Source organism: Salibacterium sp. K-3 (assembly GCF_054052005.1).
In genome coordinates this window covers 1607189-1628761 of record NZ_JBSVZE010000001.1, presented here as the reverse complement: position 1 = coordinate 1628761, position 21573 = coordinate 1607189, and the positions used below count along the sequence as shown (strand labels likewise).

Genomic DNA, 21573 nt, shown 5'->3' with positions numbered 1-21573 from the left:
TATTTTTTGAGCATTTTTTATGTTATCGAAAATGCGTTCGCTGTCTACTCTATATTCTGCACCTGTTCCTTTATTTTTTCAAGTTCACTTTTGATTTCCACCACAATCCGGCTCAATTCAGCACTATTGGCTTTCGATCCAATTGTATTTGCCTCCCGGTTCATTTCCTGGACGAGAAAATCCAGTTTTCTTCCTTTGGCGCCGTTTTCGCCGAGAATGGACTCAAACTGGCTGCAATGGGATAGAAGGCGGGTCAATTCCTCTTCTACATCGGCTTTATCGGAAAAAACCGCCGTTTCGGTAAGCAGGCGCTGTTCATCCGGTTCATAGGAGGTGTCTTTCATTATGTCATGGATTCGTTCCTGAAGCCTTTTCCGGTAGGCTTCCACAACCGCCGGTGCCTCTTCGAAAATGTCGTCTGCATTCTGCCTGACCTTTGCAATCCGCTCTTTTAGGTCCTGCTGCAGTGCCGCCCCCTCTTTTTTCCTCATTTCCGAAAGGTGGAGGGCCGCCTCACGCACAGCTTCTTTCACCCCCGACTCCCATTTTTCATGAAGCCCGTTCCGCTCTTTTACTGCGGTAATGTCGGGGTGCAGAAGAAAGTCCTGCAGGCGCAGCCTGGAATCAAACACATTCCACTGCTCCATTTCATCAGCCCGGTCAAGAAACTGATGCAAGAGCTCCCAGTCCACGGTTACATCCCGGCCGGAAAGAGCCTCTCCTTCCAGCGAAATAAACACATCCACCCGGCCCCGCTCCACTGTTTCCTGAATCTCGCGGCGGAGCGTGTCTTCCAGGTAATTCAGTGCCTGGGGCATCCGGAACTGAATGTCGCAGAAACGGTGGTTGACCGATTTCATTTCCACCGTTATCCGTCCTTCTGCGCTTTCGGCTGTGCTGCTTCCGTAGCCGGTCATACTCATTGACATCCTATCACTTCCGCTTCTCCTATTCCAGATTATTTTATCACCTGCTGCAGGCAGATGAAAAGGGGAAAAGCTTGTGTTAACCGCGTCCTTTTTTCCAGCTTCCGCTTCCGGCAAGGGCAAATGTGGGAATCGAAGCGAGAGCCAGGACAAACAGCCATTCCATTAACCCCAGCGGTTTGGTGTGAAACACAGGCTGGAGCAGTGGTACATAGATAACCAGCAGCAGCAGGAGCACCGAAGATATTACGGAAATCGTCAGAAATTTGTTTTCAAATGGACGACGGTCAAAAATGGAAGAATCCGACCGGCAGTCAAACACATGAATCAGTTGTGCCATCACCAGCGTTGCAAACGCTATGGTCTGAGCCCGGATTAAGTCTTGGGGTAACTCCCAGAGCGACGTCACAAAACCTGCCAGGGTTACGCCCCCGATCAAAAAGCCCCGGCTGATGATTTTTCTCCCCATGCCACCTGCAAAAATACTTTCTGTTTTTGAACGCGGCGGCCTGTTCATGCCGTCTTTTTCAGGTTGATCCACCCCGAGGGCCATCGCGGGAAGTCCGTCGGTAATAAGATTTATCCAGAGAATCTGTATCGGCACGAGCGGCAGGGGCAGAGCCAGCATGACCGCAAAAAGCATCACAAGAATTTCTCCGACATTAGATGCCAGCATATAGCGGATGAATTTCCGGATATTGTCGTATATATTCCGTCCTTCTTTAATCGCTGTACGGATTGTGGAGAAATTATCATCACGCAGAACAAGAGCGGCAGCTTCCTTGGCAGCGTCCGTTCCTGTTTGTCCCATGGCGACACCGATATCCGCGGCTTTCAGCGCCGGAGCGTCATTGACTCCGTCTCCGGTCATGGCCACGACGTGGCCGGCTTTCTGCAGTTCGTGAACAATGTCCAGCTTGTCCTGTGGACTGACCCTGGCAAACACATACGTGCGCTGCAGCAATTCCTGTTTCTGTACCGGGGTCGCTGTGTTCCATTCTTGTCCGGTCATGACATTTCCATACTTCGGCAGCAGGCCGATACTTTGAGCAGCTGCAGCGGCGGTGGTTTTATGGTCCCCGGTAATCATCACCGTCTTGATTCCGGCTCTTCGGCACTCCCGGACAGCTTCCGCAGCTTCCGGCCGGGGAGGATCGACCATTCCAAGCAGACCGGTGAAAATCAAATCCTTCTCCGCATCTTCCGCCTTTTTTATTTGTTCCCCGGGTGCAACAGGGCGGGAAGCGACCGCAATGGTTCTCCATGCCCTTGATGCCATCTTTTCGATCGTCTGTTTAATTTCCCGCACAGCAGCTGTGTTCATCGGCCCGGATCCATTCTGTTTCTGAAGCCGGATGCTTTTTTCGAGCAGCATATCCGGTGCTCCTTTCGTAATGACAAAAGAAGAACCGTGCTTGTCTTTTACCAGCACTGTCATTCGTTTTCGTTCCGAATCAAACGGAAAAACGTTTTGTACCTCATACGTTGAAAACAGTTCCGCAATCGAGATGCCCGATTCTTCGGCCGCTTCCATCAATGCTGTTTCTGTCGCGTCTGTACCGCTGTTTTCACCTCTCATGTATATGTCAACAGCATTCTGGCTGCCGAGTACCGCAAAGGAAAGGAGCCGTTCATAACGACGCCGGTCAAACACGTCCTTTTCTTTTTCACGGACAGATAAGCCGTATTCATTCCACGTTCCGGTAACTTTCATTCTGTTTTGTGTCAGTGTGCCTGTTTTATCTGAACATATGATGGATGCACAGCCTAGGGTTTCCACTGCCGGCAGATGCCGGACAACAGCGTTCTGTTTGATCATGCGCTGCACCCCGAGAGCCAGCACAACCGTCACAATGGCCGGCAGCCCTTCCGGTATTGCTGCAACCGCCAGCGAAACACCGGAAAGAATCATGTGGTAGAAAGGCTTGCCCTGCATAATGCCCAGCAGGACAACCAAAGCAGTTAATATCAGCGCTCCGGTTATCAGCACCTTTCCGAGGTGATGCAGTCTCTGCTGCAGCGGGGTTGTCTTCTCTTTCGATTCGGAGAGCAGATGGGCAATTTTACCCATTTCCGTTTTCATGCCGGTTGTTACGACAATACCAGTACCCTGTCCGGCGGTCACGAGCGTACCGGAAAAAGCCATGTTCTGTCTGCCCCCGATAGGAGGATTATCTTCCTCCAGCACCTCCGTCTGTTTTTCCACCGGATGGGACTCGCCCGTTAACGCGGATTCTTCTACTGTTAATCCATGAACACGGATCAAACGGATATCCGCACTGATTTTATCTCCGCTTCTTACCTGTACAATATCTCCGGGCACCGCATCTTCGGAAGGAATTGTCTTCCATGTTCCGCTGCGCTTGACCATCATCATCGGGGAGGACAATTCTTTTAATGTGTCCAGTGATTTTTCCGCTTTATTTTCCTGGAGAAAACCGAGGATACCGTTCAACAGAACAATGCCGAGGATCGTTCCGGCATCCGCGTATTCCCCGAGGGCACCTGAAACCAATACAGCACCGAGCAGCAGAAGAATCATCAAATCCTGAAACTGCTGCAGAAAGAGGGTCCACGACGGAGTTTTCTTCTTTTCTTCGAGCCGGTTGGCACCATGCTTTTTCTTTCTGTTTTCCGCTTCCATGTCATCCACACCGGAAGCTGCCGACACTTTCAGAATTCGTTCCAGTTCTTCCCGGGAGTAGTTGTACCAGTTCATTCTGCTCGCTCCTTGTCGTTCAACGTATCATCACATTGTATTCAGACGAGCCCTTATTCATGCTATACTTGTAAGACAGCAGAAAGGAAGGAATGCCCGAATGTCTTTTGACGGAACCATGACAAAAGCGGCCGTGGATGAATGCCGCCATACGATCTTAAACGGCCGTATCACCAAAATAAAACAGCCCTACAAAACTGATCTGCTTCTTACCATCCGTGCGGACCACCGCAATCATCAGGTGCTCCTGTCTGCAAATCCGGGTTTTTCACGGATGCATGTGACCGGCATGAAAGTGGAAAACCCGAAAGAACCTCCGATGTTCTGCATGCTTCTGCGCAAACACATCGAAGGTGGTTTTGTCCGTGAAATCAGGCAGGATGGCATGGAAAGAATCGTCACCTTTGTCATTGAAGGAAAAAATGAACTCGGCGACACCTCCATCAAACATCTGATTGTGGAGATTATGGGAAAACACAGTAATATCATGCTGGTCGAACAGGATACCGGACTTATTCTCGACAGCATGAAACACCTGCCGCCTTCGGTAAACACGTACCGTACGATCCTGCCCGGACGGGAATACATCAGACCTCCTGCGCAGCATAAAATAAATCCACTGGAAGCAGATGAAGAAACCGTAATCAGGAAACTGGACTTAAACCAGGGAAAACTGGACCGGCAGCTCGTGCAGGCTTTCACGGGGATATCGCCGCAGACGGCAAAGGAAGTCATGCACCGGTCCGGGATCGGCGCGAAAGCGGAAGATATTGCGTCCATTTTCACCAGCATGATGAATCAGGTCGCCGACGAAGTCTACACTCCCCAGATTATTGATCAGGACGGAAAAGAATACTATGCTGTCTTCGATTTGAATCATCTGGAAGGAAAACGTAAAACCTTTGCATCCGTTGGAGAAATGCTGGATCGTTTCCATTCCGGAAAAGCTGAACGGGACCGCGTCAAACAACGGGCCCATGACCTGGAACGAATGCTTCGGAATGAATGGCAGAAAAACAAAAAGAAAATAAAAAAACTGGAAGAAACATATGAGCGGGCGGAAAAAACGCTTGAAGCGCAAAAATACGGGGAACTGCTGACAGCGAACCTCCACCTTGTCAAAGGCGGGGAGAAGGAAATAGAAGTCATAGACTACTACGATGAACATGGCGGTACCATCGTGATTCCACTTGATCCGGAAAAGTCCCCTTCCGACAATGCACAAGCATTTTTCCGCCAGTACAATAAAGCCAAAACATCCCTGGAGATGAGCAGCAGACAAATCAGGGAAGCCGAATCCGAAATGCAGTATCTGGAACAGTTGATTCAGCAGCTGGAAACGGCCTCGCCATCGGACATTGAAGAAATACGCGAAGAGCTGGCTGAAGAGGGTTATATAAAGAAACGAACGGAGAAAAAGCGTAAAAAGAATAAGCCGGCAAAACCGGTGCTTGAAAAATACCATTCATCTGATGGAACAGAGATTCTGGTAGGCAAGAACAACAAGCAGAATGAATATTTAACATCCCGTACTGCCAGCCGGGATGATACCTGGCTTCATACAAAAGAAATACCCGGATCCCACGTTGTCATCCGGCACAGTGACCCTTCCCCGGAAACGCTGCTCGAAGCCGCAAACATCGCTGCTTATTATTCCAAAGCAAGAGTGTCCGGCTCCGTTCCCGTTGATTATACGAAGATAAGGCATGTCCGAAAGCCAAATGGAGCCAAGCCCGGATTTGTCACCTATGATAATCAGTCCACCCTGTTTGTCACGCCGGATCAGGATCTCATTCTGCAGCTGCAGGCAGACAAATAGAAAAAAGAGTCTAAGACAAAACTCTAAAATGAATGAAAAATTCCGAACGATTTCCTTAAGGTAATCGTTCGGAATTTTTGTTTTGCATTACGCACCGCTTCGTCAAAACACTTCGCTTTCCGTGGGCACGGCTCGATCCTCCTCGGAAGAAAAGCCCTTCCTTCGGGGTATCGAGACTCGTGCTGTTCCCACAGGAGTCTACGTGTTTTGACTACGCTATAGGAGCGCTTCTTAACCTGGATTTTTAAATGTTCGGTTTTCACCAATGTTATTCCCTTTTGTCCCAGTCTCTTTTTTAATGTCAGATTGACTATGCTTCATCGGTCTGCATCCAGCTTTCATCTTCCGGATCTTTTTTCCAGAGACGCAGTCGACTGGCTTCTTTGCTGCTTAAATAGTTATTCTCAAGCGCGGTTTCAATTAATGTGCCGTAGTCGGTCAGCGTATCCCATTCCAGGCCTGCTTCCTGAAGCTGATCCATTCCTTTCTGGAGTCCGTAGGTAAAAATAGCTGCCGTACCAAGCACTTCAGCGCCATTGTCCAGCAGCGCATCCTTCACTTTCACAACACTTCCCCCGGTTGATATAAGATCTTCCACTATAACGACCTGCTGCCCTTTGCGGATTTCTCCTTCAATCCGGTTTTCTTTACCGTGCGATTTCGAAGAGCTGCGCACATAAATCATCGGAAGTTCCAGCATATCGGCTGCAAGTGCTGCGTGGGCGATCCCGGCTGTCGCTGTTCCTGCTATAACGTCAGCCTGAGGATATTTTTCCTTTATCATGCCGGCCAGCCCCTCTGCAATCGCTTTGCGCAGGGCGGGATAAGACAGAGTCAGGCGGTTGTCACAGTAAATCGGGGATTTAATTCCGGATGTCCATGTGTATGGATCATTGGGACTTAGACTTACTGCTTCTATTTTCAATAATTCATCTGCCAGCCATTCTTTCATTTAAACTTCCCTCCATTGTTTCATCATCTCCCGGTACTGATGACTCGGATCAGCCGCCTGTGTGATGCTGCGTCCTGCAACTACCGCATCGCTGCCAAGTTCCCTTGCTTTGGCGGGTGTGACAATCCGCCTCTGATCATCTGCTGCATCTTCTTTCATTCGAATGCCCGGGGTCACTGCCTTTATTTCAGAGCGGATCCTCTGTTTGATAACGGGGACTTCCCACGCTGAACAGATGACATGTCCAACACCTGCTTCCGCGGCGTTCGCTGCATAATGCAGTACCGTTTCCTCCAGCGTTCCCGGAATGCCGATCTCTTTGTTCATCATGCCTTCCGATGTACTCGTCAGCTGGGTCACCGCGGCACACTCTGCGGGAGCAGTCCCGGACGGCGCACCTGCTTCCAGTCCCTCAAGAGCGGCTTCCATCATGTTGATGCCTCCGCCGGCATGAACGGTCGTCAGATCAACCCCCAGGGAAGCCAGCTGGCGGGCGGCGCTTTTCACTGTGTTTGGGATATCATGAAGTTTCAAGTCGAGAAATATATGATGGCCTTTTTCTCTGAATGCATGAATAAGCGCCGGTCCCTCCCGGTAAAACAATTCCATGCCGACTTTCAAAAACAGCGTTTCTCCTTCAAAATGATCCAGAAACGTATCCGCTTCTTCTTTGTTTTTAAAATCCATCGCAATAATTAAAGGATGATTCAACGTACACGAACCTCCTCGGAACGCAGGTCATACAGATGATCCACCTGCTCTTTTTCCAGCAGCTCCTCCAGACCGGTGATCAACTCCGGGCAGATGAAAGGATTCGTGAAATTGGCCGTGCCGACAGCGACGGCGTCCGCCCCGGCGATAATAAATTCCACAATATCCTCAACTTCCATGATTCCTCCCATACCGATAATCGGAAGCGTTGACTGTTTCCGTATCTCATGGACCATGCGGACAGCTACAGGCTTGACCGCTGGTCCCGATAAACCTCCGACCTGATTAGCAAGCAGCGGCTTTTTTGTCTGCCGGTCGATTTTCATCCCAGACAGCGTATTGATCAGCGTCAAACCATCTGCCCCCGCCTGTTCCACTGCTTCTGCAATCACCGTAATATCAGACACATTCGGCGAAAGTTTTACATAAACCGGGATTTCCGACACCGCTTTGACCCGTTCGGTCAGCTCTGCTGCCAGCTCAGGGTTGGTACCGAATGCAATCCCGCCTTCCTTTACATTCGGACAGGATATATTCAGTTCCAGTGCACCGACCGCACCTGTGGCGGAAAGCCCCTCCGCCACCTTCTCATAATCTTCCATAGTGCTTCCGGCAATATTGGCAAGAAGGGGGACTTTTTTTGAAGAAAACGGAGGCAGCTTCTCCTTCATGACTTTTTCCAGACCTGGATTCTGGAGGCCGATCGCATTCAGCATTCCCGAAGCCGTTTCGGCAACCCGTGGTGTTTCATTGCCGTAACGCGGCTCTCGTGTGGTTGCCTTTAAGGCGATGGCACCCAGTTGATCAAGATCATACAGAGCTCCGATTTCTTCACCGAAACCAAAGCATCCCGAAGCCGGCATGATCGGGTTTTTCATCGGGAGTCCCGGCAGATGTACAGCTGTTCTGCTCATAAAGCCACCTCTTTCCATGAAAACACCGGTCCGTCGCTGCAGATTTTCCGGTAATCGGTGCCGTCTGTGTCCTCTGTACTGCGGCAGACACAGGCAAGACAAACACCGAGTCCGCAGCCCATCCGCTCTTCCAGAGAAATATTTCCCCGCGCATTCGGATACGCGTGTTCGAGGGCTTTCAGCATTGGTACCGGGCCGCATGCAAAAATCCGATCGAAAGTCAGGTTCTGCCGGTCCATCACATCAGTCACAAATCCAGCCGTCCCGTAACTGCCGTCTTCAGTGGAGACATATACGCTGCCAAGCGCCCCGAACTGCTCTTCATAAAAGACGGCATCTTTATCGGAAAATCCAAGTACTGTTGTTACGCGTACGCCTTTTTCTTTTAATGCAAGGGCAGTGTCGTACAACGGCGGCACACCGATCCCGCCGCCGGCCAGCAGTACATGCTCGTCCGGCGCCGTATCTGCAGCCGGAAAACCACGTCCGAGCGGACCAAGAACATCAACAGTCGTGTCTTCCTGTGCCTGTGCCAGCTGCCTTGTCCCTTCGCCTTCCGCCCGGTAAACGATCGTCAACCGGCTGCAGCTTTTCTTCGTTTCACAAATACTGAGCGGACGCCGCAAAAGCATCGATGTCCGGCCCGGAGGCAGGATATGAAGAAATTGTCCGGGTTCCGCGATGTCCTCCACCAGTCCGCCTTCGAGCTCCATTTCATAAATGTCTCTTGCAATCAGTCTGTGACCGCTTATCCTCATGTTTTCTTTTTTCATACCGTCACCCCGCCGGAAGCGGTCCGCTGTGTCATATCCGGCATGGCCTCAGCGGAAAAAGTGAACATCTCCAGTACTTTTAGTAAAGCATCCGCCGTGTCCATGGATGTCATACAGACGACCCCATTTTCCACCGCCTCACGGCGGATCCGGAACCCATCACGAGCCGGCTGTTTTCCTTTTGTCAACGTGTTGATGACAAAATGGGCTCTTCCTTCCCGGATCACATCCAGGAGATTTGGGGCGGATTCCGATACTTTATTCACGGTGGATACCGGAATGTTCCAGGCACGCAGAAAATCGGCTGTTCCCTTTGTTGCCAGCAGCGTATAGCCGATAGCATGGAACCGTTCTGCGAGTTCCAGCGCCTCTTCCTTGTTTTTGTCCGCCACCGTAAACAGAACAGAACCGTGGGAGGGAATACTCATACCGGATGCAATCAGCCCTTTATACAAAGCTTTCTCAAGGGACGCATCACGTCCGATCACTTCACCCGTTGATTTCATTTCCGGTCCGAGGGAAATATCCACGCGGCGCAGTTTGGCAAAGGAAAATACCGGTACTTTTACGGAAACTTCCTTTTTCTCTGGAAGCATACCATCGGCATACCCTTGTTCCGTGAGTGGTGTTCCGGCCATGACTCTGGTCGCTGCAGCGGCAATCGGCACACCGGTGATTTTACTCAGGAAAGGGACGGTCCGGCTTGCTCTCGGGTTCACTTCCAGTACATACACTTCCCCTTCGTGAATGACAAACTGAATATTAAGGAGTCCTTTTATATTCAACCCTTTTCCAATCGCTACCGTCCGTTCCACAATTTTCTGTTTCACCGCATCGTCAAGCGTCTGGGTTGGATAAACGGCAATCGAATCTCCGGAATGGACGCCGGCCCGTTCAATATGTTCCATGATCCCCGGAATAAAAACCGTTTCCCCATCTGATACTGCATCAACTTCTACTTCTTTTCCTACCATATAACGGTCGATCAGGACGGGATGCTTCTCATTGACTTTCACGGCGCGCTCCATATAAGAACGCAGTTCTGTCTCGTTATCGACGATTTCCATGGCTCTGCCTCCGAGTACGTACGACGGCCGTACCAGCACCGGATAACCGATATCTGCAGCAATCTGTTCTGCTTCCTTCGTGGACACTCCCGTTTTGCCGATCGGCTGCGGAATACCAAGCTGCTGCAGAGTGTATTCAAACTTGTCCCGGTCTTCCGCCCGGTCCATATCCTCAAGGGTCGTTCCAAGGATGGAAACGCCCCTCTCATGCAGCTCATCCGCCAGATTCACCGCCGTCTGGCCCCCGAACTGGACAATGACACCTTCAGGCTGTTCCTGATCGACCACATGCATGACATCTTCCACCGTCAGCGGTTCAAAATAAAGCTTGTCCGATGTGCTGAAGTCCGTCGACACCGTTTCCGGATTGTTGTTCATAATAATGGCTTCGTATCCTTCTTCCTGCAGGGCCCAAACGGTGTGGACCGTGGCGTAGTCAAACTCTATCCCCTGTCCGATGCGGATCGGTCCGGAACCGAGAACAAGAACAGAAGGACGGCTGCTGCGTCCGCTTTCGTTTTCCTGCTCAAACGTAGAATAGTAATACGGGGTTTCCGATTCAAATTCAGCCGCACACGTGTCCACCATTTTATATACAGGCATGATACCTTTACGGCGGCGGAAAGCATACACGTCTTTTTCTTCCCAGTTCCAGAGCCGGGCGATTTCTGCATCCGCAATGCCTATTTCTTTTGCTGCAGCAAGCATCTCCGCGCTGCCCGGCTGGTACGAAAGTTCTTCGCTCATCCGGACGATACCGAGCAGTGTTTCTAGGAAAAAGGGATCGATAGAGGTAAGCTGGTTCAGGTGCTCTACCGTCCAGGCCCGGCGGAATGCTTCCCCGATGACAAACAATCGTTCATCTTCAGCGTGTATCAGTTTATCCGTCAGTGCTTCATCCGAGTACTCCCTGTATTCCGGCGTACACAGGTGATATTTGTCAACTTCCAGTGAACGGATGCCTTTCATGATGGATTCTTCCATATTACGCCCGATGGCCATCACTTCACCGGTTGCTTTCATCTGTGTGCCGAGTTTACGGTTGGCTGCTTCAAACTTATCAAACGGCCAGCGCGGAATCTTTGTGACAACATAGTCCAGCGCCGGCTCGAAGCTTGCATACGTGGTACCGGTGATTGGATTTTTCAATTCATCCAGACGGTATCCTGCTGCAATTTTTGCAGCCAGTTTGGCAATCGGATAACCGGTTGCTTTTGACGCAAGCGCCGATGAGCGGCTGACCCTTGGATTTACTTCAATCAGATAGTACTGGAAGCTGTCCGGGGACAGTGCAAGCTGCACATTGCATCCCCCTTCTATTTCCAAGGCAGAGATCACTTTCAGGGAGGCATTGCGGAGCATTTGATATTCCCGGTCCGACAGGGTCTGGCTTGGGGCTGCTACAATAGAATCACCGGTATGAATGCCGACCGCATCGATATTTTCCATATTACAGACAACAATGCATTCTCCGGAAGCATCCCGCATCACTTCATACTCTACTTCCTTAAATCCTGCAATGCTTTTTTCAATCAGGCATTGGTTGACAGGGCTGTATTTCAGACCGGTTTCCACCGTTTCGGACAGTTCCTCTTCATTGTGAACAAGACCTCCGCCTGTTCCTCCCAGGGTATAAGCCGGCCGTACGATTACCGGAAACCCGATGGTACGCACAAATTGTTGCGCTTCCTCGTAATTGTGCACAATATCACTCTCAGGCACCGGTTCGTCAAGCTCCCGCATTAAGGAACGAAATACTTCCCGGTCTTCCGCCTTTTCAATCGCTTCAAGTTCTGTGCCGAGAAGCGATATCCGGTGTTCTTCAAGAATTCCTTCTTTATACAATTCCATCGCCATATTCAGTCCCGTCTGCCCTCCGAGTGTCGGCAGCAGTGCATCAGGTTTTTCTTTGCGGATAACGCGGCTGACAAAATCGAAACTGATCGGTTCCATATAGACTTTATCGGCCATTGTTGTATCCGTCATGATGGTAGCCGGATTGGAGTTGACTAGAACTACTTCATAGCCTTCTTCTTTCAATGCCTGGCAGGCCTGGGTCCCGGCGTAATCAAACTCTGCAGCCTGTCCGATTATTATCGGACCGGAACCGATGACGAGTATTTTCTGAATATCTGTACGTTTTGGCATTGCTCTCTCTCCTTTATACTAAAGATGTTCCGGCTTTATATTTATCCATCATCGACATGAACTCATCAAACAGTGGATTGGAATCTTCGGGTCCGGGGGAGGCTTCCGGGTGATATTGAACGCTGAAAGCAGGATGTTCATTATGGGCGACGCCTTCCACCGTTCCGTCGTTAACATTAACATGGGTCAACTGCAGGTCCGTTCCCATCAGGGAATCTCTGTCAATTGTATACCCGTGGTTCTGGGAGGTCATATCCACCCTTCCGCTTCGTACATCTTTGACTGGATGATTTGCACCTCGGTGGCCGAATTTCAATTTAGAAGAAGAAGCACCGCAGGCCAGGCTGAGAAGTTGGTGGCCCAGGCATATTCCGAAAATCGGTACCTGCCCGATCAAGGCTTTCAGTGTTTCGACTGATTCTGGCACATCTTCCGGGTCCCCCGGGCCGTTGCTTAACATAACCCCGTCCGGATTTAGTTCAAGAATATCTTCGGACGTGCTGTTGTAAGGCAGAACGAATACATCGCATCCCCGTGCAATCAAATTTCTGGCGATACCATGCTTGGCCCCGTAATCCATCAGAACCACACGACGCCCGGTACCCGGGGCATGATATGCTGTGCGTGTCGACACTTTTTTCACTTTATTGCGTGTCGGCTGCAGGGCACGGAGTTCTTCCAGGATTTCGTTTTGATCTTCCTGTTCGCTGAACATTCGTCCAAACAGCGTGCCGTGTTCGCGGATGATTCTCGTCAGCATTCGTGTATCTATTCCTGCAAGAGCCGGAATATCTTTGTCTTTCAGCCATTCATCAAGACTGCAGGCGCTCCTGAAATTACTCGGATGCCGGGCGGACTCCTTCACAATCAATCCTCCTGCCGCTGGATGGAGGGTTTCGAAATCATCTCGGTTAATACCGTAATTCCCAATTAACGGGTACGTCAGCGTGATAATCTGGTCGCAGTAGGAAGGATCTGATAAAATTTCCTGATATCCTGTCATACTCGTATTAAAAACAACCTCACCGGCTGTCTGACGCATGCTTCCCAGCGCGTCCCCTGTAAATACAGTTCCATTTTCAAGCATCAGTTTCCGTTTCATTGAACATCCGCTCCTTCCATTTCTGATACTGCCGTTCCTGCAGGAAAGCTGCTGCTTCCTGTTGTCCATGCATTCACTGCTGCAGTCCCCCTTTTTGTTGTTCCAGCACATGGCTTAAGACTGCCATTCTCACAAAAACCCCATTTTTCATCTGCTTAAAGATTCTTGATTTATGTGATTCAACCAGCGCATCGGCCAGTTCCACATTCCGGTTGACCGGAGCCGGATGCATGATGATGGAATCCGGCTTCATACGTGCCGCTTTTTCTTCATTCAGTCCGTAAAGTTCATGGTATTTATCCGGACCGGCTACCATTTTCACCGTATGTCTTTCATGCTGAATGCGCAGCATCATCATGACATCTGCGGTTTCCACGGCTTCATCCATAGGCAGATAACGCTGCATCAGCTCTTCGTTCATCCATTCTTTCGGTCCGCTCACGTAAACGTCCGCTCCGAGTCTTTCAAGCACATCCAGATTCGAACGGGCGACCCGGCTGTGAAAAATATCACCGGCAATCACAACTTTTATGTTTTGAAAGGAACCGAATTCCTGACGAATCGTGAGAAGATCAAGAAACGACTGCGTCGGGTGATGACCGCATCCATCTCCTCCATTTATGATGGGGATTTGTACGCTCCCGCGAAGTTCATCAAAAAAACGCTCCCGGCCGTGGCGTATGACAACCACATCCGCTCCGATACTTTCCAGAGTTTTGACGGTATCATACAGGCTTTCCCCTTTTTTGACACTCGACGTATCCGCTTCAAAATGAAGGAGATCCAGGCCGAGGTTCCTCTCCGCCGCTTCAAAGCTTATTTTTGTGCGCGTGCTTGGTTCAAAAAACAGGTTGGCGGCATAAAGGCGCTGGAGCGGAAGCTTATCAGGATTTTCTGCGAATCGCTGTGCTTTTTCCAGCAGCGAGTGAATCGAAGCTGTGTTCCAGTCATCCATGGTCAACACATGACATGGTTCGTTATTGTTTTCGGTTCGAGCTGCAGAATCCATACGAATCATGGAGGTTCCTCCTTCTTTTACGTTTCCTGAAAAAAGTTGGCTTCCGTTCTTCAGGGCTTATCAAGCCGCTTCATCATCTTTCATTTGTTCCTCAAGAGACGCAAACATGGCTCCGTTGCCAAACCCGTATTGTTTTCCCGGGAGCAGCCAGTTCAGAATCATTCCTGTCACTGTGGCTAGAGCCATCCCTGCAATCTCGAGATTGTCATTGATTTCGATAAATGCTCCGCCTATACCGATGACAAGGATCACCGATGCAATGATCAGGTTGCGCTTCACACCGAAATCGATCTGGTTGTCAATCAGCATACGCATGCCTGAAGAAGCGATAATACCAAATAAAAGAATGGATACGCCCCCCATCACCGCACCCGGGATACTGGCAATCAACGCCTCTACTTTGCCGATAAAGCTGAAGATGACAGCAAGCCCGGCTGCTCCTGCGATGACGTAGACACTGAACACTCTCGTAATAGCCAGCACACCGATGTTTTCACCGTAGGTGGTGTTCGGCGGACCTCCAATCAGTGCAGCCACAATCGTCGCTGCGCCGTCTCCCATGATAGAGCGGTGAAGTCCCGGCTTTTTGACGTAGTTCTCTCCTGTCACCTTGCTTAAAACAAGCTGGTCACCGATATGTTCCGCCAATGTGACCACAGCGATCGGTGCCATGATGAAGATAATGCTCCAGGACCACTCGGGATCAAACGTAACAAAAGGAACAACCAGATCCGGGACCCTGAACCAGGCAGCTTCTGCCACACCACTAAAGTCCACCAACCCGACGGCGGCGGCAATCATGTAACCTCCGGTAATGCCGGTCAGTATCGGAAGGAGATTGAGAAATCCTTTTACAAATACAGAAACGATAATCGTGATGGCAAGGGTCGCCAGAGCGACGCTGAAATGAAGCATCGGATCGACGTACTGTCCTGTCTCCTCGTTAAAATTCATGGCCATTTCCACCGCAGACCCGGCAAGACCGAGACCGATCACCATGATTACCGGCCCTGTGACAATCGGCGGCAGAAGATTCATCAGCCACTGTACACCGGTTGATTGAATGATAAGGGCGGTAACACCGTACACAACACCGGCGGCAAACGTCCCTATCATCACGCCTTCCGGTCCTCCAAGCGACATCGCAGCAGTTACCGGCATAATGAACGCAAAAGAAGAGCCGAGATAGGCGGGAATCTGTCCTCTCGTTATAATCAGGTATACGATCGTGCCGATACCGCTGGAGAGCAGTGCTACGGCCGGACTCATCTCGGTCAGTACCGGCACAAGGATCGTGGCCCCGAACATCGCAAATAAGTGCTGCATGCTTAAGATGAGCCACTCGTTCCACTTCGGTATGTCATGTTTTTGCAGTTTCACTTGTTCCTCTTCCATTTTCATCTCTCCCTGTCCTGGTTTTATCCACGCTGTTTAAAGGCAAAAAAAATCTTTGCCTGTAAGGCAAAGAGGTACAAACAGCAGACAGGAAGATCCACATAGATCCTGCTCTATTTATACCCCTTTTCAGCCTCACGGGACTGATTTAAAGCGGGTTTAAGCTGTTCTTGCTTTAATGGTCACTTCATCGGACTGGTCGGCTTCCTCCAGCTTCACGGCGATGATTTCTTCTTTGGAAGTCGGTATATTCTTGCCGACGTAATCAGGCCTGATCGGCAGCTCCCGATGGCCTCTGTCAATGAGAACCGCCAGCTGGATGTGGGCTGCCCGGCCGAGATCCATTACCGCATCCATGGCGGCACGGACGGTACGTCCAGTGTAAAGGACATCATCCACCAGGATAATTTTTTTCCCGCGGACGTCTGAAGGAAGATCTGTTCCTTTCAGTTCCGGCTCCCGACCGCTGGAGCGGTGAGTTAAATCATCGCGGTAAAGGGTGATATCCACCTCTCCGACCGGTATCTCATTTCCTTCAATTCTGGCAATGTTGGACGCAATCCGCCTGGCGATGTGAATGCCCCTTGTTTTGATGCCGACAAGTACACAGTCTTCGATACCCTTGTTTTTTTCGATGATCTCATGGGAAATACGGGTCAATGCCCGCCGCACCGCCTGGTCATCCAATAATATACGTTCCTGTTCACTCATTCCTTCCACCACCTTTCCATCTTACGCTTTCAAACGAAAAAAATCCTCCCGCCCGTATAGGTGAGAGGATGTTGGACCGTTACGATATACACCACCCCGGAAAATCAGGGGAGCATCCGTTTCCTTCTCAGCCTCACGGGACTGTGTTTAAAGGACTTCCATGTAATTTGTATTGATTATGTCAGATTATGTGGAGCGGGTCAATACTTTTTTCGAAGATCTTCCCACATCGTTCTCATTTCTTCCGGCAGGGGAGCTTCCCGGTTTATCCATATTCCGGTCACCGGGTGGGAAAAGGCCAGGCTGAACGCATGAAGCGCCTGGCCGCCCAGCCCGGCTGTTTTTTTCCGGGCATATTTCGGATCACCTGCTGCAGGATGGCCGATGTAGGAAAAATGAACCCTGATCTGGTGTGTTCTTCCGGTTTCCAGACGGCATTCGACAAAGGTGTAGTCCCCGCACCGTTCCAGTACCTGAAAATGAGTCACCGCCTCTTTGGAATGAAGATCCGTTACCGCCATTTTCTGACGATCATTGGGATCCCTTCCAATAGGCGCTTCAATCGTACCGGCATCGTGTGCGATCGTGCCATGCACAATGGCCTTATAGATCCTCTTGATCTGCTTATCCTGCAGCTGTTCAGCAAGATTCTGGTGGGCTTCATCATGTTTGGCACACACCATCAAACCAGACGTATCTTTATCCAGCCGGTGGACGATACCGGGTCGTTCCCTTCCGTTACAGGAGGACAATGTACCGCAGTGATAAAGGAGAGCATTTACAAGCGTACCTGAATCGTGACCCGGAGCCGGATGGACAACCATTCCTTTTGGTTTGTTGACGACGATGATATCGTCATCTTCATAATATATGTCCAGCGGCAGCGGCTCCGCGCGCAGCTCCAGCGGTTGATCCTCGTCCGGTTCCACCTCGACCGAATCCCCGTTACGAAGAACATAATTGCTTTTCACGGTGCTTTGATTGACCCGGATTTTTCCTTCCTCCGCCCATTGCTGCACTTTTGTTCTGGACCAGTCACCGCGGCATCCGGCTACGAATTTATCGATACGCGAACCGGTGTCATCTTCTGTTATTTTCCATGTATACGTATTATCCATGCCTGCTCTTCCTCTTTTCTTTCCAGTCCTCTGCCGCCATTTTCCCGATCAGCAGTACAACCCCTGTAACAAGAGCGGAGTCTGCAATGTTAAAAATCGGATAATTATAGGAGAAAATATAGACGTCGAAAAAGTCCACCACTTCTCCAAACAGCACCCGGTCAATAAAATTACCGAGCGCTCCTCCGAGAATCAGGGCAAGCGGAATGCCGTACCACATGCTTTGCAGGCCGTACCTGTGCAGGTAATAAATAATCAGAACGACAACGATAACCGTGACGATATAAAACAGCCACATCTGTCCCTGCAGTATACCGAAGGCGGCTCCGGCATTTCGGTGGGACGTCAAATAGAAAAATCCCGGGATCAGCTCTATTTGTTCCGCGATCTCCATATTTCGGACAACCAGCCATTTCGTGAGCTGATCGACAGCAATGGTGAACAGCGCCAATCCGTAATAAAATAACATTTTCATTTTGTATGGAACACCTGCTTTTTTTCAGCCGTCAGAGGCTGCATCATTAATCGGATACATCCACATGGCTGTAATGGTTTCGAACGATATCACTGCATTTGCCGCAGAGCCCTGGATGATCCGGATTCTCGCCGACATCCTGCCTCACTGTCCAGCAGCGTTCACACGTTTTTCCTTCAGCCGGTCTTACTTCCACTGCGGTATGCTCATAGTTTTCGGCTGATTCAGGTGCCTTCAGACCCGCTTCACCCAGTTCAGCTTTAGAAACGATGAACAGCTGTTCCAGGTTTTCTCCGGCAAGAATCTGATGTTCCTTCCGATCCGCGTAAATGGTAACGGAGGCTGTCAGTGACTTCCCGATTTCCTTGTTGTTTCTTGCCTCTTCCAGCGCCTTTAATACTTCATCACGAATTTCCATAAGAGTGTCCCATTTGCGGCGCAATTCTTCATTTTCCTCTTTTTTGACAGGTTCAGGCATGTCTGTCAGCTGCGGCGTCGACGCTTCTGTACCCGGGATATACTCCCACACTTCATCGGCCGTATGCGGCATGATCGGCGATGATAACTGCACAAGAGCAATCAGGGTGTCATACATAACCGTCTGGAACGCACGCCGCGCTGGATCGTTTTCCGGGTGGATATAGAGTGTGTCTTTTGCAATATCCATGTAAAAGGAACTCAAATCAATCGTGCAGAAATTGTGCAGCGCGTGATAGACGTGCGCAAATTCATAATGGTCATATCCGCGTTTTGTTTTTTCAATCAGATCATTTAAACGGAGCTTCATATAGCGGTCGAGTTCAGACAGTTCCGATTCGGAAACCCGGTGGACAGCGGGATCAAAATCCTTCAGATTACCCAGCAGAAACCTGAATGTATTTCTCATCTTTCTGTACACTTCCGCCACCTGTTTTAAAATCGCATCGGAAATACGCACATCCGCCTGATAGTCTACAGAAGCGGTCCACATCCGCAGGATGTCGGCCCCGAGCTGTTTCATAATATCATTTGGAACCATGACATTGCCGAGAGATTTACTCATTTTACGGCCGTCTCCGTCCAAGGCAAATCCGTGACTGATAATCATCTCATAAGGAGCGGAACCGTTGGTTGCCACACTCGTGGAAAGCGATGAATTGAACCAGCCTCTGTACTGGTCGGAGCCTTCCAGATAAATATCGGCCGGCCGTTTCAGTTCCTCCCGTTCTTCCAGCACCGCTTCATGGGAGGAGCCGCTGTCAAACCAGACGTCCATAATATCCATTTCTCTTGTAAATCCACCGTTCGGGCTTTTCTTTGACGTATATCCGTCCGGAAGCAGATCTTTTGTTTCCCATTCAAACCAGATGTTGGACCCATGTTCACGGAACAACCGGGACACATGTTGAATGGTTTCATCAGTGACAATGGCGCTGCCGTCTTCTTCATAGAATACAGGGATCGGAACACCCCAGGCCCGCTGTCTGGAAATACACCAGTCGCCGCGGTCTCTTACCATATTATAAAGGCGGGTTTCCCCCCATTTCGGAAGCCATGTGACACGGCGCACCGCTTCCAGAAGATCATCACGAACATCGTCTATGGACGCAAACCATTGCGCCGTGGCGCGGAAGATAACCGGCTTTTTCGTCCGCCAGTCATGAGGGTACGAGTGCGTAATAAACGTCAGTTGGAGAAGCGATCCTACTTCATCGAGTTTTTGTGTGATCGGTTTGTTGGCCTGGTCATAAAACTCTCCTTCAAAACCCGGTGCTTCGTTTGTAAAATACCCCTTGTCATCTACAGGACAGAGTGTTTCCAAACCGTAGTGCTGCGCCACGATATAGTCATCTTCCCCGTGTCCCGGAGCGGTGTGCACGCAACCCGTACCGGCATCAATCGTTACATGATCACCCAGAATAATAATGGAGTCCCGGCCGTAGATCGGATGGGCCGCCGTCAGATGTTCCAGCTGTTTTCCCATCAGGGTTTTCAGTACGCGCGGTTGTTCCCATTCAAGCTCCGATTCCAGATCTTCCACCAAGTCACGTGCAACAATATATTTACTGTCGTTCACCTGTACGACCGCGTATTCCAGTTCAGGGTGCACTGTAATAGCCAGATTAGCCGGAATCGTCCACGGTGTCGTCGTCCAGATAATGAATCGTTCATCGCCGTCAAGAACGTGACCGCCGTCTTTCACATCAAAGGCGGCATAAATGGAAGGGGAACGTTTGTCATGATATTCAATCTCCGCCTCCGCCAGTGCCGATTCCGACGAAGGAGACCAGAACACGGGCTTTTTCCCTTTATAGATGTAACCCCGCTTGGCCATCTCGCCGAACACCTGAATCTGTCGTGCTTCATATTCATTGGTCAGCGTCACATAAGGATGTTCCCAGTCCCCGCGGACACCGAGCCGCTTAAACTGGCCGCGCTGGCGGTCCAGCTGGTCGAGGGCATATTCTTCACAGGCTTTGCGGAACTCCGCCGTCGACATTTTTTTCCGGTCCACCTTTTTGTTCTTCGTCAAAGCGGTTTCGATCGGAAGGCCGTGAGTATCCCACCCAGGCACATAAGGGGCGTGGTAACCGTTCATGGACTTATAACGCACAATAATATCTTTCAGGATCTTATTCAGCGCATGGCCCATGTGGATATCCCCGTTCGCATATGGAGGACCGTCATGAAGCACAAACAGCGGACGTCCTTTCGTCCGTTCCTGCACTTTTTCATAGATTCCTTCCTCTTCCCACTGCTGCTGCTGCTCCGGTTCTTTATTGGGAAGGTTTCCTTTCATCGGGAATTTTGTTTTCGGCATTAACAGCGTTTCTTTATAACTCATATTTTTGTCCTCCTGTTCTTCTTCGGGCATACAGAAGCCGTGTGTATATCATTTCTTTTAAAAAAAAGACCTCCTCATCCCTGCAAAGGGACGAGAAGGCCTCGCGGTACCACCCTATTTGTATGACAGACTTCATTATGTATCCATCATCCACTTCAGCCGGTATAACGTCCGGTGCCGCCGCACGCCTGTATGATTCGGCGCGGGAACTCCAGGGTGATGTCCGTGATGAGGCCGTCCGCTGTGCTTACACCATCCACAGTTCGCTGAAAAACGGCTGATTGATCATCCGGCCCGTCCCTATCTTCGTTTTTACATATCGTTATTCTTTTGCTTTAAAAGTATAGAACAAACGGGGGCAGTTAGTCAACCTGACGGGATTCCCCGGCATACACACTTTCCTGACTATCTTCCTCTTTTTCGGTGTCTACCACTTCATCCCAGTCATCATTCTGCAGCATATCCAGCTGCGCTTCGATGAGCATTTTAAAACGGGTACGGTAGACGGACGCCTGCTTTTTCAGTTCTTCTATCTCCAGTTCAATCTTTCTTGATTTATTAAGGGCATCGTTAATAATCCTGTCTGCGTTTTTCTCTGCTTCCTTGATAATGAGCTGGGATTCTTTCTGGGCATTCCGCTTCACTTCCTCCGCCGATTCCTGGGCAACAAGGATCGACTTGTTCAGCGTTTCTTCAATATTGGAGAAATGCTCCAGCCTTTCTTCCAGTTCATTCACTTTCGTAAACAGTTCGTTCTTTTCCTGCATAACACTTTCATAATCTTTGATGACCTGGTCGAGAAATTCATTGACTTCATCTTCATCATATCCACGAAATCCTCTTGTGAACTCTTTATTATGAATGTCCAGCGGTGATAATGGCAAACTGACTGCACCTCCTA

At 50.0% G+C, this 21573-nt stretch carries 17 protein-coding genes; 2 read left to right on the top strand and 15 right to left on the bottom strand.

Annotated features, from left to right (window positions below):
- Positions 1-44 precede the first annotated feature (44 nt).
- Both ACW9JV_RS08085 and ACW9JV_RS08080 read right to left on the bottom strand, forming a co-directional pair.
- Complete coding sequence (locus ACW9JV_RS08085) at positions 45-929, bottom strand: YicC/YloC family endoribonuclease (protein WP_457333108.1); 885 nt, start codon at positions 927-929, stop codon at positions 45-47.
- A 76-nt stretch (positions 930-1005) separates the two neighbouring features.
- Entirely contained in the window at positions 1006-3645 is a 2640-nt protein-coding gene (locus ACW9JV_RS08080) for a calcium-translocating P-type ATPase, PMCA-type (RefSeq protein ID WP_457333106.1), read from the bottom strand.
- A gap of 100 nt (positions 3646-3745) precedes the next feature.
- On the opposite strand from ACW9JV_RS08080, the gene ACW9JV_RS08075 reads away from it, so the two are divergent.
- On the top strand, positions 3746-5464 hold the full coding sequence (locus ACW9JV_RS08075) for an Rqc2 family fibronectin-binding protein (protein ID WP_457333104.1): 1719 nt from the start codon (positions 3746-3748) through the stop codon (positions 5462-5464).
- 310 nt (positions 5465-5774) lie between these two features.
- Here ACW9JV_RS08075 and pyrE read toward each other — a convergent pair whose 3' ends face one another.
- From pyrE to ileS, 12 genes are all read right to left on the bottom strand, one after another.
- A complete protein-coding gene (gene pyrE / locus ACW9JV_RS08070) occupies positions 5775-6416 on the bottom strand; it encodes an orotate phosphoribosyltransferase (protein ID WP_457333102.1) in 642 nt (213 codons plus the stop codon).
- Complete coding sequence (pyrF, locus tag ACW9JV_RS08065; RefSeq protein WP_457333099.1) at positions 6417-7127, bottom strand: orotidine-5'-phosphate decarboxylase; 711 nt, start codon at positions 7125-7127, stop codon at positions 6417-6419. It abuts the gene before it with no gap.
- The gene (locus tag ACW9JV_RS08060; RefSeq protein ID WP_457333097.1) at positions 7124-8041 is read right to left on the bottom strand and encodes a dihydroorotate dehydrogenase; all 918 of its coding nucleotides are present in this window, start codon (positions 8039-8041) and stop codon (positions 7124-7126) included. The genes pyrF and ACW9JV_RS08060 overlap by 4 nt, the downstream gene beginning before the upstream one ends.
- The gene (locus ACW9JV_RS08055; protein ID WP_457333095.1) at positions 8038-8814 is read right to left on the bottom strand and encodes a dihydroorotate dehydrogenase electron transfer subunit; all 777 of its coding nucleotides are present in this window, start codon (positions 8812-8814) and stop codon (positions 8038-8040) included. The genes ACW9JV_RS08060 and ACW9JV_RS08055 overlap by 4 nt, the downstream gene beginning before the upstream one ends.
- Positions 8811-12029 (bottom strand): carbamoyl-phosphate synthase large subunit, encoded by a 3219-nt coding sequence (gene carB, locus ACW9JV_RS08050; protein WP_457333093.1) that lies wholly within the window; start codon positions 12027-12029, stop codon positions 8811-8813. The genes ACW9JV_RS08055 and carB overlap by 4 nt, the downstream gene beginning before the upstream one ends.
- A gap of 13 nt (positions 12030-12042) precedes the next feature.
- Entirely contained in the window at positions 12043-13131 is a 1089-nt protein-coding gene (locus ACW9JV_RS08045; protein WP_457333091.1) for a carbamoyl phosphate synthase small subunit, read from the bottom strand.
- A 73-nt stretch (positions 13132-13204) separates the two neighbouring features.
- A complete protein-coding gene (locus ACW9JV_RS08040) occupies positions 13205-14149 on the bottom strand; it encodes an aspartate carbamoyltransferase catalytic subunit (RefSeq protein ID WP_457333089.1) in 945 nt (314 codons plus the stop codon).
- Between the two features lie 60 nt (positions 14150-14209).
- Entirely contained in the window at positions 14210-15544 is a 1335-nt protein-coding gene (locus ACW9JV_RS08035) for a uracil-xanthine permease family protein (protein WP_457333087.1), read from the bottom strand.
- Positions 15545-15703: 159 nt separating this feature from the next.
- On the bottom strand, positions 15704-16255 hold the full coding sequence (pyrR, locus tag ACW9JV_RS08030; RefSeq protein WP_457333085.1) for a bifunctional pyr operon transcriptional regulator/uracil phosphoribosyltransferase PyrR: 552 nt from the start codon (positions 16253-16255) through the stop codon (positions 15704-15706).
- Positions 16256-16455: 200 nt separating this feature from the next.
- Entirely contained in the window at positions 16456-17373 is a 918-nt protein-coding gene (locus tag ACW9JV_RS08025) for an RluA family pseudouridine synthase (RefSeq protein WP_457333083.1), read from the bottom strand.
- Complete coding sequence (lspA, locus tag ACW9JV_RS08020; RefSeq protein ID WP_457334658.1) at positions 17366-17842, bottom strand: signal peptidase II; 477 nt, start codon at positions 17840-17842, stop codon at positions 17366-17368. The genes ACW9JV_RS08025 and lspA overlap by 8 nt, the downstream gene beginning before the upstream one ends.
- A 52-nt stretch (positions 17843-17894) precedes the next feature.
- Entirely contained in the window at positions 17895-20672 is a 2778-nt protein-coding gene (gene ileS / locus ACW9JV_RS08015) for an isoleucine--tRNA ligase (protein WP_457333081.1), read from the bottom strand.
- A 137-nt stretch (positions 20673-20809) separates the two neighbouring features.
- Here ileS and ACW9JV_RS08010 point away from each other — a divergent pair, with 137 nt between their 5' ends.
- Complete coding sequence (locus tag ACW9JV_RS08010; protein ID WP_457333079.1) at positions 20810-20953, top strand: hypothetical protein; 144 nt, start codon at positions 20810-20812, stop codon at positions 20951-20953.
- 81 nt (positions 20954-21034) lie between these two features.
- Here the strand turns inward: ACW9JV_RS08010 and ACW9JV_RS08005 are convergent, their stop codons facing one another.
- Positions 21035-21556, bottom strand: coding sequence for a DivIVA domain-containing protein (locus tag ACW9JV_RS08005; RefSeq protein WP_457333077.1), 522 nt, complete (start codon positions 21554-21556; stop codon positions 21035-21037).
- Positions 21557-21573: the final 17 nt, after the last annotated feature.